This is a genomic window from Nocardiopsis sp. NPDC055824, assembly GCF_053616335.1.
The window spans coordinates 1-15,656 of the sequence record NZ_JBSHDN010000162.1 but is presented as its reverse complement, the minus strand read 5'-3'; the positions used below and the strand labels follow the sequence as shown (position 1 = coordinate 15,656).

At 72.7% G+C, this 15,656-nt stretch carries 14 protein-coding genes and 1 tRNA gene; 8 read left to right on the top strand and 7 right to left on the bottom strand.

Annotation, left to right across the window (positions count from 1 at the left end):
* Positions 1-40 precede the first annotated feature (40 nt).
* The 4 genes from fabF to ACWGL3_RS24685 all read right to left on the bottom strand — a co-directional run bounded on the left by fabF (position 41) and on the right by ACWGL3_RS24685 (position 3,705).
* The gene (gene fabF / locus ACWGL3_RS24700; protein ID WP_267949051.1) at positions 41-1,279 is read right to left on the bottom strand and encodes a beta-ketoacyl-ACP synthase II; all 1,239 of its coding nucleotides are present in this window, start codon (positions 1,277-1,279) and stop codon (positions 41-43) included.
* Positions 1,280-1,413: 134 nt separating this feature from the next.
* A complete protein-coding gene (locus tag ACWGL3_RS24695; protein ID WP_267949052.1) occupies positions 1,414-1,656 on the bottom strand; it encodes an acyl carrier protein in 243 nt (80 codons plus the stop codon).
* 106 nt (positions 1,657-1,762) lie between these two features.
* Positions 1,763-2,719: a beta-ketoacyl-ACP synthase III gene (locus tag ACWGL3_RS24690; protein ID WP_267949053.1), complete on the bottom strand. Its 957-nt coding sequence runs from the start codon at positions 2,717-2,719 to the stop codon at positions 1,763-1,765.
* Between the two features lie 2 nt (positions 2,720-2,721).
* A complete protein-coding gene (locus ACWGL3_RS24685; protein ID WP_267949054.1) occupies positions 2,722-3,705 on the bottom strand; it encodes an ACP S-malonyltransferase in 984 nt (327 codons plus the stop codon).
* Positions 3,706-3,957: 252 nt separating this feature from the next.
* Here ACWGL3_RS24685 and ACWGL3_RS24680 point away from each other — a divergent pair, with 252 nt between their 5' ends.
* Together ACWGL3_RS24680 and ACWGL3_RS24675 are read left to right on the top strand one after the other, a co-directional pair.
* Positions 3,958-5,235, top strand: a complete 1,278-nt coding sequence (locus ACWGL3_RS24680; protein ID WP_267949055.1) for a PucR family transcriptional regulator — start codon at positions 3,958-3,960, stop codon at positions 5,233-5,235.
* A 334-nt stretch (positions 5,236-5,569) separates the two neighbouring features.
* Entirely contained in the window at positions 5,570-6,667 is a 1,098-nt protein-coding gene (locus ACWGL3_RS24675; protein WP_267949056.1) for a hypothetical protein, read from the top strand.
* A gap of 110 nt (positions 6,668-6,777) precedes the next feature.
* Here ACWGL3_RS24675 and ACWGL3_RS24670 read toward each other — a convergent pair whose 3' ends face one another.
* Positions 6,778-8,436 carry a DUF7800 domain-containing protein gene (locus ACWGL3_RS24670; RefSeq protein ID WP_267949057.1) on the bottom strand — a complete coding sequence of 553 codons (1,659 nt, stop codon included), beginning with the start codon at positions 8,434-8,436 and terminating at the stop codon, positions 6,778-6,780.
* 128 nt (positions 8,437-8,564) lie between these two features.
* Here ACWGL3_RS24670 and ACWGL3_RS24665 point away from each other — a divergent pair, with 128 nt between their 5' ends.
* From ACWGL3_RS24665 to ACWGL3_RS24650, 4 genes are all read left to right on the top strand, one after another.
* Positions 8,565-8,975 carry a secondary thiamine-phosphate synthase enzyme YjbQ gene (locus ACWGL3_RS24665; protein WP_267949058.1) on the top strand — a complete coding sequence of 137 codons (411 nt, stop codon included), beginning with the start codon at positions 8,565-8,567 and terminating at the stop codon, positions 8,973-8,975.
* Between the two features lie 192 nt (positions 8,976-9,167).
* Positions 9,168-9,593 (top strand): DUF3052 domain-containing protein, encoded by a 426-nt coding sequence (locus tag ACWGL3_RS24660; protein ID WP_267949059.1) that lies wholly within the window; start codon positions 9,168-9,170, stop codon positions 9,591-9,593.
* Positions 9,594-9,723: 130 nt separating this feature from the next.
* Positions 9,724-10,194, top strand: coding sequence for a peroxiredoxin (locus tag ACWGL3_RS24655; protein ID WP_452461839.1), 471 nt, complete (start codon positions 9,724-9,726; stop codon positions 10,192-10,194).
* 44 nt (positions 10,195-10,238) lie between these two features.
* Positions 10,239-10,312: transfer RNA gene (locus tag ACWGL3_RS24650), tRNA-Val, on the top strand.
* A 274-nt stretch (positions 10,313-10,586) separates the two neighbouring features.
* Here the strand turns inward: ACWGL3_RS24650 and ACWGL3_RS24645 are convergent.
* A complete protein-coding gene (locus ACWGL3_RS24645; protein ID WP_344183871.1) occupies positions 10,587-10,892 on the bottom strand; it encodes a hypothetical protein in 306 nt (101 codons plus the stop codon).
* A gap of 492 nt (positions 10,893-11,384) precedes the next feature.
* On the opposite strand from ACWGL3_RS24645, the gene ACWGL3_RS24640 reads away from it, so the two are divergent.
* A complete protein-coding gene (locus tag ACWGL3_RS24640) occupies positions 11,385-12,944 on the top strand; it encodes a pectate lyase family protein (protein ID WP_452461838.1) in 1,560 nt (519 codons plus the stop codon).
* 190 nt (positions 12,945-13,134) lie between these two features.
* Here ACWGL3_RS24640 and ACWGL3_RS24635 read toward each other — a convergent pair whose 3' ends face one another.
* Positions 13,135-14,121 carry an aldo/keto reductase gene (locus tag ACWGL3_RS24635; RefSeq protein ID WP_452461837.1) on the bottom strand — a complete coding sequence of 329 codons (987 nt, stop codon included), beginning with the start codon at positions 14,119-14,121 and terminating at the stop codon, positions 13,135-13,137.
* 273 nt (positions 14,122-14,394) lie between these two features.
* Between ACWGL3_RS24635 and ACWGL3_RS24630 the strand changes: the two genes are divergently transcribed.
* Positions 14,395-15,624, top strand: coding sequence for an MFS transporter (locus ACWGL3_RS24630; protein ID WP_452461836.1), 1,230 nt, complete (start codon positions 14,395-14,397; stop codon positions 15,622-15,624).
* Positions 15,625-15,656 lie beyond the last annotated feature (32 nt).

The window sequence follows — 15,656 nt, the reverse complement described above, 5'->3', positions numbered from 1 at the left end:
CCGCGCGTGTGCGCGGCGCCGGCCGGGTCGGGCGCGGGGGTCAGGCGCGGCGGAACACCAGGGCGATGTTGTGGCCGCCGAACCCGAAGGACTCGTTGACGGCCGCGACGTCGCCGCCGGGCATGTCCCGGGGCTTGTCGCGGACGATGTCCACGACCACGTCCGGGTCGAGCTCCTCGATGTTGATGGTCGGCGGGATACGGCCGTCGTGCAGTGCCAGGATGGTCGCGATCGACTCCACCGCGCCCGCGCCGCCCAGCAGGTGGCCGGTCATGGACTTGGTGGAGGTCACCGAGACCCGGTCGGCGGCGGAGTCGCCCAGGGCCGAGCGGATCGCGCGGGTCTCGCCGACGTCTCCGGCGGGCGTGGACGTGGCGTGGGCGTTGACGTGCACGACGTCGTCGGGCACGAGGCCGGCGTCGTCCAGGGCCTGGGTGATGGCGCGGGCCTGGCCGGCGCCCTCGGGGTCGGGCTGGACGATGTCGTAGGCGTCGTTGGTGTAGCCGACGCCGGAGGCGTGCGCGTAGACGCGGGCGCCCCGGCGGGCGGCGTGCTCGGCGGACTCCAGCACCAGGATGCCCGCGCCCTCGCCCATGACGAAGCCGTCACGGTTCTTGTCCCAGGGGCGGGAGGCCGTCTGGGGGTCGTCGTTGCGCGTGGACAGGGCCCGCATGGACGCGAACGAGGCGATGTTCAGCGGGTGGATCGCGGCCTCGGTGCCGCCGGCGATGACGATGTCGGCGCGGCCGGAGCGGATCATGTCCACACCGTTGGCGATGGCCTCGGCACTGGAGGCGCAGGCGCTCACCGGCACGTGGGACCCGGCCCGCGCGGTGTACTCCAGGCTGATCGCGGCGGCGGGGCTGTTGGGCATGAGCATGGGCACGGTGAACGGGGAGACCCGCTTCCAGCCCTTCTCACGGAAGATGTCGTACTGCTCGAGGATGGTGAGGATGCCGCCGATGCCGCTGGAGACGACGACGCCGAGGCGGATCGGGTCGACCTCGGGCGACCCGGCGTCCTCCCAGGCCTCCTTCGCGGCGATCAGCGCGAACTGCTGGGTGCGGTCCAGGCGCCGCATGCGCGGCCTGGGCAGCTTCTCGGAGGGTTCCTGCGCGATCTGCCCGGCGAAGTGCACCGGGAGCTTCTCGTGCCACTCCTCAGGAAGGGTGGAGATTCCGGAGCGGCCGTCGAGGAGCGCGGACCATGTGGTCGCGACGTCACCCCCGAGGGGGGTGGTGGCGCCGAGGCCGGTGACGACGACATCGGTCTTTGACATGATCCGTTCGCCCTTCTCGTGGGACTTTCCCGGCCGCGGGGCCGGGAGGCGTTGGCGGATGTACCTGGGGAGACCACGGGTGGTGGCCTGTGGGGGCGCCGGGGTCAGGGGTGGGACCCGGCGCCCCGAGCACGCTACTTCTGGATGAAGTTGATGACGTCCTGGACCGTCTTGAGGTCCTTGAGCTGGTCGTCCGGGATCTCCACGCCGAACTTGTCCTGGGCGGCGATGGCGATCTCCACCATGGACAGCGAGTCGATGTCGAGGTCGTCCACGAAGCTCTTCTCCGGGGTGACCTCGGCGGGCTCGGTGCCGACGATCTCCTCGACGATCTCGCCGAGGCCGGTCAGGATCTCCTGCTCGCTGTGAGCCGCCATGTCGTTATCTCCTTGGTTGGTGTATCGGTGTCGGTTCATGGACACCGCGCGTGCCGGGGTTCTGCGAACCCGGATCGCGCGGTGGTGCCGCGGGCTCGGGCGGTGTTCAGGGGATGCGGATCACCTGTGCGGCGTACACCAGCCCCGCGCCGAAGCCCAGGGTGAGGACGATGCTCCCCGACGGCAGCTCCCCGCGCCCGATCATGCGCGAGAGCGCGAGAGGGATGGACGCGGAGGAGGTGTTGCCAGCGGTGACGATATCGCGCGCCACGAGTGCCTGGGGAGCGCCCAGCTTCTTGGCGATGGACTCCACGATCCGCAGATTGGCCTGGTGCGGGACGAACGCGGTCAGCTCCGAGGGCTCCACACCGGCCCTTTCCAGGGCCTCCAGGGCGACCTGGTAGAGCTCGGTGGTCGTCCAGCGGAAGACCGCCTGGCCCTCCTGGTAGAGGTACTTGCCGTCGCGCAGGTGGATCTTGTCGGCGCGCTCGCCGGAGGAGCCCCAGACCACGGGGCCCACGCCCTGCTCCTCGGACGCCGAGACGATCGCCGCGCCCGCGCCGTCGGCGAAGATCACACAGGTGGAGCGGTCCTCCCAGTCGACCCAGTCGCTGAGCTTCTCGGAGCCGATCACCAGGACGTTGCGGGAGCTGCCCCCGCGGACCATGTCCGCGGCGACGCCCAGCGCGTAGCAGAAGCCCGCGCAGGCCGCGTTGAGGTCGAAGGCGCCCGGGGCGGTGATGCCCAGCTTCGCGGCGACGGTGGCCGCGGTGTTGGGGATCTGGTCCTGCACGGTGCAGGTCGCCACGATGACGAGGTCGATGTCCTCGGGGGAGAGCCCGCTGGCGGCGAGGGCCTTGCCGCCGGCCGCCACGGCCATGCTCGCCACGGTGTCCTCGGGACCGGCGATGCGCCGCTCCCTGATGCCCACGCGGCTCTGGATCCACTCGTCGGTCGTGTCGACGCGGGACTCGAGGTCGGCGTTGGTGAGGACCTGGGACGGCTGGTACTCGCCGAGGGCGACGACGGACGCGCCTCCGGGGGAGTTCGGGGAGCTGAACATGGTTAGCCTTCCTGGTCGGTGCCCGAGGGGGAGAGAACCCCCGCGTGCTCCTTGATGAGGGCACCGGCGCGGTCGAGGTCGTCGGGGGTCTTCACCGCGAGGAGCTCCACACCGCGCAGCGCGCGCTTGGCCAGACCGGTCAGCGTGCCCGCGGGGGTGAGCTCGATCAGGGCGGTCACCCCGAGGTCGGCCAGGGTCCGGGTGCAGGAGTCCCAGCGCACCGGCGAGGAGATCTGCGAGACGAGGCGTTCGAGGTACTCCGCGCCGCTGTCCACGACGGCGCCGTCGGCGTTGGACAGGAGGCGGACCGTGGGGTCGGACGGCGACAGGGCGGCGGCCGTCGCGCGGACCCGCTCCACCGCCGGGGCCATGTGCTCGGTGTGGAAGGCGCCCGCGACGGCCAGGGGCCGGAGCCGGGCCCGCGCGGGCGGGTTCCCGGCGAGGGCCGCGAGCTGCTCCGTGGTCCCGGCGGCCACGATCTGGCCGGAGCCGTTGTCGTTGGCCGGGGTCAGGCCCGCGGCGGCCAGGGCCGCGAGGACCTCGTCGCGGTCCCCGCCGAGCACGGCGGTCATCCCCGTCCCGGTGCGGGCGGCGGCGTCGGCCATGCCCCGGCCGCGTTCGGCGACCAGCGCCATGGCGTCCTTGGGGGACAGCACGCCGGCGATCGCGGCGGCGGTGAACTCTCCGACGCTGTGGCCCGCGACGGCGTCCACGAGGGAGGCCTCCGCGGGCAGCGCGGGCGAGGGGGCGGAGAGCGGGGAGAGCATGGCGGAGGCCGCGACGAGGCCGGCGCCGACCAGCAGGGGCTGGGCGACGGCGGTGTCGCGGATCTCCTCCGCGTCCGCTGTGGTGCCGTAGCGGGCCAGGTCGAGTCCGGACACCTCGGACCACGCGGCGAACTGCTCGGCGACGCCGGGGAGTTCGAGCCACGGGGAGAGGAAACCGGGAACCTGGGCGCCTTGGCCGGGAGCAACGATTACGAGCACGACATCAACCTTGCCCTGTAGGAGATCACCAGTCGGATGGGGAGGAACACGAACTTCGGCCGGGGCGTTTGTAGGTACTCCACAAAAGGAGGCCTGACATGGACCCGCCCGGCCGAAACCAGTGTGGGGGATCACCCCCGACGGTACGCGCTGTTCCGCACCGACCACGGAGCGGGTGCGCGGAGGGGGCGGAAGCGCCCCGGCGCGGGGCGGCCCTCCGGTCGGGTCCCCCGGGGGTGCGAACCTAGAGGTGTGAACACCGAACCCCACCCGCCCCGGGACGACGAGGGCAGCACCGGTCCGGCGGACGCCGCCGGCGTCGACGGCGACACCGATCCGGTCGCGGAGGAACAGGAGCGCGTGCGCGCCGAGACCGTGCGCCGGCTGGAGCGCTCCATGGGAGCCCTCGGAACGGCCGCCGTCTCCCGCATGGAGCAGCGGCTCGGATGGTTCCGCCGCATGTCCGCCCAGGACCGCTCCTGGATCGGGCTCGTCGCCCAGTCCGGCGTGGCCGCCTTCGTGGACTGGTTCCGCAACCCCGTCCGGGGACGTCCCGCCATCACCGTCGAGGTCTTCGGCACCGCTCCGCGCGAGCTCACCCGCTCGGTCTCCCTCCAGCAGACCGTCGACATGATCCGCGTGGTCATCGACGTGGTCGAGGGACAGGTCGACGAGCTGGCCGCCCCCGGCGGCGCCCAGCAGCTGCGCGAGGCGGTGCTCCGGTACACCAGGGAGGTGGCCTTCAGCTCCGCGAAGGTGTACGCGCGCGCCGCCGAGGCACGCGGGGCGTGGGACGCCCGCCTGGAGGCCCTGATCGTCGACGCGCTCCTGCACGGCGACCACGAGGACGGCCTCCAGACCTGGGGGTCGGCGCTGAGCTGGTCGCACACCCCCGTGATCGCGGTGGCCGGGGAGACCGGCGGGGAGGACCCCGGCAAGATCCTGGACGACCTGCGTGCGGCCGCGCGCCGCTTCGGGCACGACGTGCTGGCGGGCGCCCAGGGGAGGCGCGTCGTGGTGGTGGTCGGCGTGGGCGACCGCTACCCGGAGGAGGACCTCCCGGCCGCCGCGGCCGAACCCCTGGCCGGGCTCTTCGGACCCGGCCCCGTGGTGGTCGGACCCGCCGTCGCGGACCTGCGCGCGGCGGGGGCGTCGGCGCGCGCGGCGGTCAGCGGACTGCGCGCCGCAGTGGCCTGGCCGGACGCGCCGCGCCCCGTGCTCGCCGACGACCTCCTGCCCGAGCGGGCCCTCCAGGGGGACACCGAGGCCCGCGGCCAGCTGGTGGAGGAGGTCTACGTCCCCCTCCTGGGGGCCGGTTCGCCGCTGCTGGACACCCTGTCGGTCTACCTGGAGCACGCCTCCTCGCTGGAGGCCACCGCGCGGATGCTCTTCGTCCACCCCAACACCGTCCGCTACCGGCTCAGCAGGATCGCCGAGCTCACCGGCCGCACCCCCTCCGACGGCCGCGGGTCGTTCGTCCTGCGGGTGGCGGTCGCCCTGGGGCGGCTGGCGCAGACGCACGAGGGCTGAGGCGCGGCGCGGAGTGGCCGACACCACACCGGGGAGGTTGTCCGGAACCAGCCACGGAGGTGACCGGAAGGCCTGGGGGACGTAATCTGATCGTTGCCTGTCATATCTACCGACTTATGGAAGTTTCACCTGGGTCGGGTATGTCTGTGACTGCCCGTGTGCGCCCGGGGACTACATGAAAAGGGATAGCTTTGTGATGGGCAGGCTGCTGGCGGGACCCATGAGGTTAAGGACACCCTCGGGCGATGGTCCCCGCACCGCTCCGTCGCGACGTTCTTGGGGGGTCAACGCTGTGGTCGAGCGACCGAGGAAAAGGTCCCGGTTCTTCCGTTCGGTGATCGATTTCGTTCTCCAGCCAACGCAGGAGGGCGAGCTGCGCAGGCGGGTGCTGTTCTGGCTCCCCGCGCCACTGCCGGTCCTGGGCGCGGTGTACCTCATGGTCGGCGGTGCGCTCTCCGCCGCGGGGTGGACGATACTGCTGGCCGCGAGCGTCGGCGTGGGCACACTGCTGCTGGCGCTCATCGTCCAGCCCACGCCCCTGCCCGAGGGGCTGGTTCCACAGGTCTCCGCGCGCCGCTCGCTGCACCGCTTCCGCCAGTTCACCGGTCTGCGGATCGCCCTGGCGCTGGTGCCCGTCGCGATCGGCGCCGCCGCGTCCGTCGTGGGCGGGGGCATGTACCCGCTGCTGGCCTCGCTCCTGCTGGCCTGGCCCCAGCTCCTGCTGGCCATGCCGACCTTCTTCACGATCACCAGGGCACGCAGGGCCATGGAGGCGTGGGGCACCACCGCCTACCTGTGGCACGCCCTGTCGCGCCCGGCCAAGGTGACCTGGCCGATCGTCACCCCGCTGGTCAACTCCTGGAAGGCGGCGCGGGTCGAGCGCTCCCGGGAGTCGATGCGCCAGAAGCTGGAGGAGAGGGCCTGGAAGAAGGCCGTGCGCGAGGAGAGCTCCGGGGCGCCCGACGGCGCCGCGCCCGCCGCCGCCTCCGCCGACGAGCGCACCCGGCCGATCCGTCCGCTGGACACCCCGTCCGACGAGCGCACCGACGTCCTCCCGCACCTGGGCTCCCCCTCGCACGGGAGCGAGGAGCCCACGGACGTCCTCCCCCACCTGGAGGCGCAGCGCACCGGGCGGGAGAGGCCGACCGACGTCCTTCCCCACCTCCCCTCCGGGCAGGAGGTGGAGCCGACGCGTCAGCTCCCGCACCTGGGCGGTGCCGGAACGGGTGAGGAGGGCTCCGAGCCGGGGCCGGGCAGCGGCGCCGCGGCCGACGGCGACCCCGACCCCGACGCCCCCGCGGGACCGCGCTCCAGCGTGCACCGGGCCGCCCGGCAGTTCTTCGAACAGGGCGGCGGGGCCCTCGGGATCGCGGTCCGCCGCTCCCGCCGCGCCGCCCCCTCCACCCGCCGCCCGCACTCGAACAAGCCCTGACACCCGCCGGGGGCGCGGGCACGGAGCCCGCGCCCGCGCCCCCGGCGCCGGTGGTCCCCGGCGCAGTGCGGGACGACGGGACGGGCGGCCCCGCCCGGGAAGGGGCGGCCTCAGACCCTCATACGCCGGTGCACGCCGGGCAGCGCGTCGATGCCCCCCTCGGAGGCGTGGTACCAGAGGGCCTCGGCGTCACGGCCCTCGAAGACCACCTCGCCGATGGTGTTGCCCGCGTAGGTCTTGCCGTCCAGCTTCCAGGACAGGTCGATCCCCGGGACCCGGGCCAGCCGCGTCAGCACCCTGCCGACCACGTGGACGGCGCGGCTCGCCGTCAGGCGCACGACCCGGCGGGTCCCGGCGGAGAGCTGGTTGCACAGGGGCGAGGACACGAGCTGGGTGACCCTGGTCCCGCCCTCGGCGACATGCCGGTGGCGGACGGGGGCCGCGTAGGAGAAGTGCACGTCGCCGCTCAGGAACAGCACGGTCGCGGGGGCGGGACCCCGCTCGCCCCGGGCCGCCGCGCCGACGGCGTCGCCCAGGCGGCGCATCGAGTACTGGAAGGCGCCCCAGTGCTCCAGGTCCATCGCCTGCCGCAGCCGCTCGCCGAGGGGGCGCGGCCACTCGCCCCAGGCGCCGGCGCACACCGCCTCGTTCCACGCCTCCAGGTGGTGCACCGCGGAGGGCAGCACGACCGGGACGGTCGAGGCGACCACCACGTGGTCGGGGCCCCCGGCCAGGTTCTCGTCCAGCCACTCGTGCCCCTCCGCGCCGAGGATCGACCGCGACCCCTCGTGGACGGCGTCCTCCCCGAGCGCGCGGGAGCAGCGGGTGTCCGCCATCAGGACCCGCACGGAGCCCACGTCGTAGCGGTGGCTCCACCGGTAGGAGGACGGTTCGTCGTGCGCCAGCAGGGCGAACCCGTCGACCGCGTCGGCGGCGTCCCCGCTCGCGTCGCGGACGCGGGCCCAGAGCGGGTCCTTGGACCGGGCTTCCGCGGACAGGTTGCCCAGGTGCTGGTAGACCCAGTAGGCCCCCAGCCCGCTGGTGATCCGCCTGCGCCACCACGGGCGGCCGTCCATGGCGCCGCGCCACGCCTCCGAGGTGTTCCAGTCGTCGCGGATGTCGTGGTCGTCGAAGATCATCAGCGTCGGCACGGTGGACAGCAGCCACCGCACGGGGGGATCGGTCCACGCCTGCCGGTACAGCTCGGCGTACTCGCCGTAGTGGACGACCTCGTCCCCCGGGGCCCCGTCGGGGACGGCCGGCCCGCGCACCGACGCCAGGAAGGAGCGCATCGGCTCCTCCAGCTCGTCGGCGTACACCTGGTCGCCGATGAGGAGGAGGACGAGGTTGCCGTCGACCTCCTCGCGGGCCAGCCGCCGGGCGGTGGCGCGGAGCATGTCCGGGCCGTACCGCACGACCCCCTCGGGCGTGTCGCCCGTCGGCCTGCGGCACGAGCCGTACAGCAGCCGCGTGGGCCCCTCCGGGGCCGTCGTGCGCAGGACGCTGGGCGGAAAGGGGCTGTCCGGCTCGGGCCACACCCGGTCCTCGCCCAGGAAGACCTCGTAGGGCAGGGCCGCGCCCTCCGGGAGCCCGGTGATTTCGCACACGGCGTAGTGGTGCCCGTGCACGGTGAAGGTCTCCGAGGCGGCCGTCACGGCTCCGTCGACCCGGATCCGCACGGTGCAGGGGGTGTCGGTCTCCACCCACACCGTCGCCGTGGTCGGTCCCGCGTGACGCAGCAGTGGGCCCAAACGTAAAGAAGCAGTCACCCTTTGCCCTCCTTTGGACCAGGTTCGCACATGTGGCGGACGAGTATGACGTGCGCCGACCTGCGCAGTTGAGCGCGGGTGCCACCGGGATGGTTGCACGAGGGCCGCACCTGCGCGAAGGTGGCGCTATGCGGACACAGATCCTTGAGCTGCACACCGGTGGATCGGAGAGCATCACCGACATCACGCGGGAGTGCGGTGACTTCGTCGCCGAGACCGGAGGCGACGGACTGCTCAACGTGTTCGTCCCGCACGCGACGGCGGGCGTGGCGATCATCGAACTCGGTGCGGGGTCCGACGACGACCTCCTCGCCTCCCTGGACGACCTGCTGCCGGCCGACGACCGGTGGCGGCACAAGCACGGCTCCCGGGGCCACGGGAGATCACACGTGATGCCCGCGTTCATCGCGCCCCAGACCACCGTTCCGGTGCTCTCGGGCCGCCTCGAACTGGGAACATGGCAGTCGATCGCCGTTGTCGACCTGAACGTGGACAACCCGGACCGCCTGGTCCGGCTGTCCTACCTCTCGTCCTCATGATTCCCGCCGCGGGTGACCGGGACCGGGACGGGGTTTGGGAGCGCGTTGACGGAACATGCCACTAGCGTGTGAACTAGGCCATCAGCGATGGTTACGGACCCACGTGACGGGCCGCGAAATGGCCCGGCATCGTTGTGACAACTGCCCAGTGCAGGCAAGATTGAGAAAAACCATCTGTGGAGGAGAACTTTCGTGAGCGCGACCGCGGGCCAGGCACAGAGCGAACGTGGCTTGGCTGACCGACTCGGATTCAAGCCGGGTCAGGTGGTGCAGGAATTCGGCTTCGACGACGACGTCGACGAGGGCCTGCGCGCATCCATCACCGAACTCACCGGTGAGGAGCTGGTCGACGAGGACTTCGACGGAGACGTCGATGCGGCACTGCTGTGGTGGCGGTCCGACGAGGAGGAGGACCTCACCGACGCGCTGATGGACACGGTGACCACCATCGCCGACGGCGGGACCATCCTGGTGCTGACCCCGAAGGCGGGACGTGAGCTCCACGTGTCCCCGAACGACGTCGCGGAGGCCGCTTCGACGTCGGGCCTGTCCCAGACGAGCGCGGTCAGCATCGGCGCCGACTGGTCGGGTACGCGCCTGGTCGTTCCCAAGCGGTGACGTCCACCACCCGTACCGGGTGAGGCATCCGGTGCCGCGCGTCCCAGAGGCGGGCGCGCGGCGCTGAGGGGCGTCCGTCAGCAGACGGCCGCCGTCCCCGGCCCGAGCGCCGCCGAACACGAACGCGACCATGAGCGATCCCATCACCGCGGGCGCGGTCGCGCCCGACTTCACCCTCCAGGACCAGTACGGGCGCGACACGGCCCTGGCCGACCTGCGCGGCCGGCCCGTGCTCGTGGTCTTCTACCCGCTGGCGTTCTCCGGCGTGTGCTCGGGGGAGCTCGCCGACCTGAGCGAACGCCACTCCGAGTTCGAGGAGCTGGGAGCCGAGGTCCTGGCGGTGTCGGTGGACTCGGTGTTCGCCCTGCGCACCTGGTCCGACCGCGAGGGGTTCCCGTTCGCGCTGCTGTCGGACTTCTGGCCGCACGGCGGCGTCGCCGAGGCCTACGGGGTCCTCGACCCCCGGCGCGGGGTCGCCCGGCGGGGCACCTTCCTGGTCGGCGCCGACGGCGTCGTCCGCTGGTCGACGGTCTCCCCGGCCTCCCGGCCGCGCGACACCGGCGAGTACCTGGCGCGGTTGCGGGAGCACGCCGGAGCCTGAGGCGCGGCGGCCACCGCGAACCGGTATGATCTCGTGCGACGCACGGGCGCGTAGCTCAGTTGGTTAGAGCAATTGCCTTACAAGCAATAGGTCAGGGGTTCGAGTCCCTTCGCGCCCACGGACTCAGGACGACCCTGCTCGGGGGCCTTCGGCCGCCTCGCCGGGTCGTCCTTCGTGTCTCCCGGGGGGAGACCCCCGAACCCCCCGAGGTACCCCCCTCTGGTCGGGGTCGCGCTGATCGGCGACGTGGGCGGGACACTCTCTCACAACGCGGGGCTTCGCCCCGGGGGTTGTAGTTGGGTTGCCCAGGGCCCACTCCACTCGGGAACGACCCTGGTCCCGTGTGAACGGGACGCCCTCACGGCTAAGGCCGTGAGGGCGTCGTGCGACGTCTAACGAGTGTTGGCCTCGCGCACCCGGCGGAGTGCCAGGAGCCGGTCCCGGTGGCGACGCCCGCGGTTGCCGGCCCTGTTGTAGGCCTGCCAGGAGGCGGTACAGGCGCGCTTGTGGCACCCGGCGCAGCATCCGTGCCTGAAGAGCATGACGTCGGGGTGCTCCCAGCGGCAACGCGTCCCCGGTTCCTCGCGGGTCGGGGCGGGAGGCAGGTCGCAGTCGCCACGGGTGTGGTCGTGGACCGCTACCGGACCGTGTTCGCGCTGGCGCACCCACAGCGGTTTGGTCTTGTCCGTACGGGACATCTCGTTCCTTTCGGAACCCGCCGCCCGTGCTCCCGGAACCTCCGGGCGGGCGGCTGGGGCGAGAGACCCATCACCGACACCTCCTCGAACCGTCTTCGGCCGTACGCCCGCCATCCTACGGCCCCGGCACTTCGCCTCCGTGCCCCGGGTCGCGGTCGCCCGGCCGGGGCCGTTCGCGAGAACCCGTCCGATCCCTCCGGGCGTGAGCCCTCCCACCCCCCGCCGGTACGCCCGCCGGCCGCGGCGGGAGCCTGCGGACGCCCCGCCGGGCCCTCATCGGGGGAGCTACAACCGGTTGCACCAATAGAGGTACTCGGTCCCGATTTTCGATGTGAAATTCCCATAAACCCGCAGTACAACAGGCTTGTGGAGAACAATGGGTGCTTCCCCTTCCTGCAAACGTTTGCACCAACACCTCTTGACATGGAAAGCGCTTTCTCTACTCTCGAGTGAAGCAGGTCACATGCTTGTGCTCCAGAAGAAGGGTGAGCAGTGAGACGATCAATCACGCGTGGGCTCGTGTCGACGCTGGCCGCCGCGGCCGTGGTGGCGGGCGGTCTGGCCCTGCCGATGGCCTCGGCATCGGCGCAGACCGGCAGCGCCACGGGTTACGCGACGCAGAACGGCGGGACCACCGGAGGCGCGGGCGGCCAGACGGTACGGGCCACGACCGGGACCCAGATCCACGAGGCCCTGTGCAACCGGCCCAGCACCAGCACCCCGATCGTCATCGAGGTGCAGGGAACCATCAACCACGGCAACACCTCGAAGGTGTCGGGGACCGGTTGCGAGACCGCCGACGACGTGATCGAGCTCAAGAAGATCAGCAACGTCACCATCGTCGGCACCGGCAGCGGGGCCGTGTTCGACCAGCTGGGCATCCACATCCGGGAGTCCAGCAACATCATCATCCAGAACGTGACCGTCCGGAACGTCAAGAAGTCCGGCTCGCCCACGTCCAACGGCGGTGACGCCATCGGGATGGAGAGCGGAGTCCGCAACGTCTGGGTCGACCACGTCACCCTGGAGGCGTCGGGCGGGGAGTCGGAGGGCTACGACGGCCTCTTCGACATGAAGAACAACACCCAGTACGTCACCCTCTCGTACAGCATCCTGCGCAACTCCGGCCGCGGCGGCCTGGTCGGGTCCAGCGAGAGCGACCGCTCGAACGGGTACGTCACGTACCACCACAACCGGTTCGAGAACCTCGACTCGCGCGCGCCCCTGCTCCGCGGCGGCGTCGGGCACATGTACAGCAACCACTACGCGGACATCCACGAGTCCGGCATCAACTCCCGGGCCGGGGCCAGGGCGAAGGTGGAGAACAACTACTTCGAGGACTCCAAGGACGTCCTGGGCACCTTCTACACCGATGAGAGGGGGACCTGGGAGGTCGGCGGCAACATCTTCGACAACGTGACCTGGTCCAGCCCGGGCGACTCGAACTACCCCGCCGGGCCCAACCCGCAGTCCACCACGTCGGTGAGCATCCCGTACTCCTACGACCTCGACGACGCCGGCTGCGTGCCGACCGTGCTGAACCAGACCGCGGGCGCGGGCCAGGGCAACCGGGTCTCGGACGGCAACTGCGAGGCGGAGGAGCCGACCGACCCGGACCCGACGGACCCGGACCCGACCGACCCCGACCCGACGGACCCCGACCCCGACCCGACCGACCCGCCCGAGGGGACCAACCTCAGCATCGGGGCCGGCGCCGACGGCTCCGGCAAGGCCAGCGGGACCGGCTACGGGAACGTCGTCGACGGCGACATGGGCACCTACTGGTCGCCGAGCGGCTCGACCGGCCGCGTCTCGGTCAAGTGGGGCTCCGGCACCACGGTGTCCTCGGTCAACATCCGCGAGGCGGCCGGGGCCGAGGGCAACATCGGTTCCTGGCGGCTCGTGAACCACGACACCGGCGCCGTCCTGGCCACCGGGAGCGGAGCGGGCGTCATCACCTTCGCCCCGACGACGCTCCGGAAGATCAACTTCGAGATCACCGGCTCGAACGGCACGCCGCGCGTCGCCGAGTTCGAGACCTACGGCGGCTAGCCGCCGGGCGGCGGGGGACACCCGCCGCCCCGCGGTGACGGTCGGCGGCAGAGGGGCCGACCCGTGACCGGTCCGGCCGAGAGCACCCGAACCGGCCGGACCCCGGCCGACCCGTCCGGACGAACCGGGCGGGTCGGCCGTTCCGCGTGTCGGCGCCGGGCCGGACCCCGCCCGGCGGCGGTCCGCGCGGTCAGTGCGCCGCGTCGAGGCGCGAGCGCTGGTCCGCGGTCAGCTCCAGGTCGACGGCGGCCAGGCTCTCCTCCAGCTGGGCGACGGACGACGCGCCGACCAGGGGGATGACCGGCAGTTCGCCGCCCATCTGCCAGGCGAGCACCACCTGGTTCACCGTCGCGCCCGCCTCGCGCGCCACCGCGCGCAGGACCTCCAGGCGGGCCCGGGTGCCGGGGTGGTCGTAGTCGCGCGGCAGCGGCTTGTCGTCCCGGGTGTAGGCGCCGCCGAGCAGGGGCGAGTACGCGACCAGGACCAGGCCGGGCTCCGCGCGCAGGTAGCCGAGCAGGTCGGGGCCCGCCGCGGCGATGCTGCCGTCCTGGGACAGGGCGTCGGGGATGTCCGTGCGAGGGCGCAGGTGGCTGTGCTGGTACTGGAGCACCTCGTAGCCGGGCAGCCCGGAGGCCGCCGCCAGGGCGCGGGCGCGCTCGACCCGCCACGCCGCGTGGTTGCTGACCCCCAGCAGACCCACCGAGCCCTCGGACACGAGCTCGGCGAACGCCCCGACGGTCTCGGCCACGGGCACGGTTCGGTCCTCGATGTGCGCGTAGAGCAGGTCGAGGGTGTCCATGCCGAGCCGCTCCCTGCTGCGCTCGGCCGACTCCCGGATGATCTTGGCGGACAGCCCCTCGGGGTTGTCGGTGAAGCTCGTCCCCGGGGAGAGCGGGCGCGCCCCGAGCTTGGTGGCGACGACGACCTCCGAGCCGATGCCCCGGCTCCTCCGCCAGCGGCCGAGCAGTTCCTCGCTCTGCCCGCCCTGGCCGCCGTCCGTCCAGAAGGCGTAGTTGCCGGAGGTGTCGACGAACGTGCCGCCGGCCTCGACGTAGCGGTCCAGGACGGCGAACGACGTCTTCTCGTCGGTCACCGAGCCCATGAGCATCGCGCCCAGGGCGAGCACGCTCACCTCGCGCCGGGTCCGCGGGTCACTGCCGATGGTGCGGTACCGCATGGTGGTCCCCTCGGGTCCGGGCCCGCCTGTCGACCGGGCCTCTGCAGGGAAGTCTGGGTCCTGGAGTGCGCTCCAGGTCAAGTCCCGGCGAGGGCCCTTCCGTGGCCGGGACCGGCCTCCGTGCGGCAGCCGGGACGCCCGCGCAGGTCGGGGGCGCCCGGTGAGGCGGACCGGAGCCGACCGGACCACGGGTCGGCCGACGTTGCTTAACGAGTGTTAAGAAAGGGTCGGAAGTCCCCTACCCGGCAAGGGGGCGCGCCTGTAGAAAGGCGTGTGAGCAGACGACGGAAAGAGTCCCCCTCCCCGGCACGAGCCGCCTCCGCGGCGGCCTCCCGCACATGGACCCCCCTCCTCGCCCTGGCCCTCGGCGCGTTCGCCATCGGCTGCACCGAGTTCGTGGTCGTGGGCCTGCTGCCCCAGATCTCCGTGGACCTCGGGGTGCCCGAGGGCGCGGTCGGCCAGCTCGTCACGATCAACGCGGTCGCCGTCGCGCTGGGCGCCCCCCTCCTCGGCGCCGCCATGGCCCGGTACGCCGGCCGACCGGTGCTCGTGGCCTCCCTCCTGGTGTTCGGCGCCGCGCACGCGGTGGCGGCGGCCGCACCCACCTTCGCGGTCCTGCTGGCCACCCGCCTCGTGACCGGGGCCTGCTTCGGCCTCTACCTCGCGGTGGGGTTCGGCGCCGCCGCGCGCCTGGCCGCGACCGGCGCCCGTGCGCGGGCCCTGGCCGTCTTCCAGGGCGGGATCACCACGGCCACGGCGCTGGGGAGTCCGCTCGGCATGCTGCTGGAGCGCGGCTCCGACGGTACCGAGGGCTGGCGGCTCCCGTTCCTGGCCATCGCGGTCCTCTCCGGGCTCGCCGCACTGGCCGTGCTCCTCGCCGTGCCCGGGCTTGCTCCCCTGCGAGACCAGTCGCTCCGGGAGCGGTTCGCCGTCCTGGCGAGGAAGCCGGTGGCGCTGGGCATCACCGCGGTCGCCGTGTTCTGGGCGGGGACGTTCTGCGCCTTCACCTACCTGCTGCCCCTGCTGCGCGAGGAGGCCGGGCTGGAGGGCCTGTCGGTGGTCGGCGTGCTGCTGCTCGCCGGGGTGCTCGGCGTCGCGGGCAACGCGGTCGGCGGGCGCGGCGCCGACCGGGCCCCGGGCGCCACCCTGGTGGCGGCCGTCGCCGCAGCCCTGGCCGGGCTCGTCCTGCTCTTCGCCACCGCCTCGTTCGCGGTCGCCGCGGTCGCCGTGGTCGGGCTCTGGCAGTTCGCCGCGTGGAGCTTCGTGCCCGCGGTCCAGGCGAGGATCTACGAACTGGGCGGTGACGCGGGCGACGCGGCGGTGTCGTTCTCCGTCGCCGCCTTCAACGCGGGCATCGTCCTCGGAGCCGGACTGGGCGGGATCGCCCTGGAGACCGCGGGGCTGGCCGGGGTCGGACTGTCCGCGTCGGTCCTCACGGGGCTCGCGCTGGTCCTCACCGTCCTCCTCGTCCGGTTCCGCCCGGGGGAGGGACCGCACGCGTAGGGAACCCGGCGGACCCGCGCCGGCCCCGGGGC

Excerpts from the sequence above, each read along its gene's own strand:
- fabF (WP_267949051.1), bottom strand. The coding sequence starts at position 1,279 with ATGTCAAAGACCGATGTCGTCGTCACCGGCCTCGGCGCCACCACCCCC.
- ACWGL3_RS24695 (WP_267949052.1), bottom strand. The coding sequence starts at position 1,656 with ATGGCGGCTCACAGCGAGCAGGAGATCCTGACCGGCCTCGGCGAGATC.
- ACWGL3_RS24690 (WP_267949053.1), bottom strand. The coding sequence starts at position 2,719 with ATGTTCAGCTCCCCGAACTCCCCCGGAGGCGCGTCCGTCGTCGCCCTC.
- ACWGL3_RS24665 (WP_267949058.1), top strand. The coding sequence starts at position 8,565 with ATGCGGACACAGATCCTTGAGCTGCACACCGGTGGATCGGAGAGCATC.
- ACWGL3_RS24655 (WP_452461839.1), top strand. The coding sequence starts at position 9,724 with ATGAGCGATCCCATCACCGCGGGCGCGGTCGCGCCCGACTTCACCCTC.
- ACWGL3_RS24645 (WP_344183871.1), bottom strand. The coding sequence starts at position 10,892 with ATGTCCCGTACGGACAAGACCAAACCGCTGTGGGTGCGCCAGCGCGAA.
- ACWGL3_RS24635 (WP_452461837.1), bottom strand. The coding sequence starts at position 14,121 with ATGCGGTACCGCACCATCGGCAGTGACCCGCGGACCCGGCGCGAGGTG.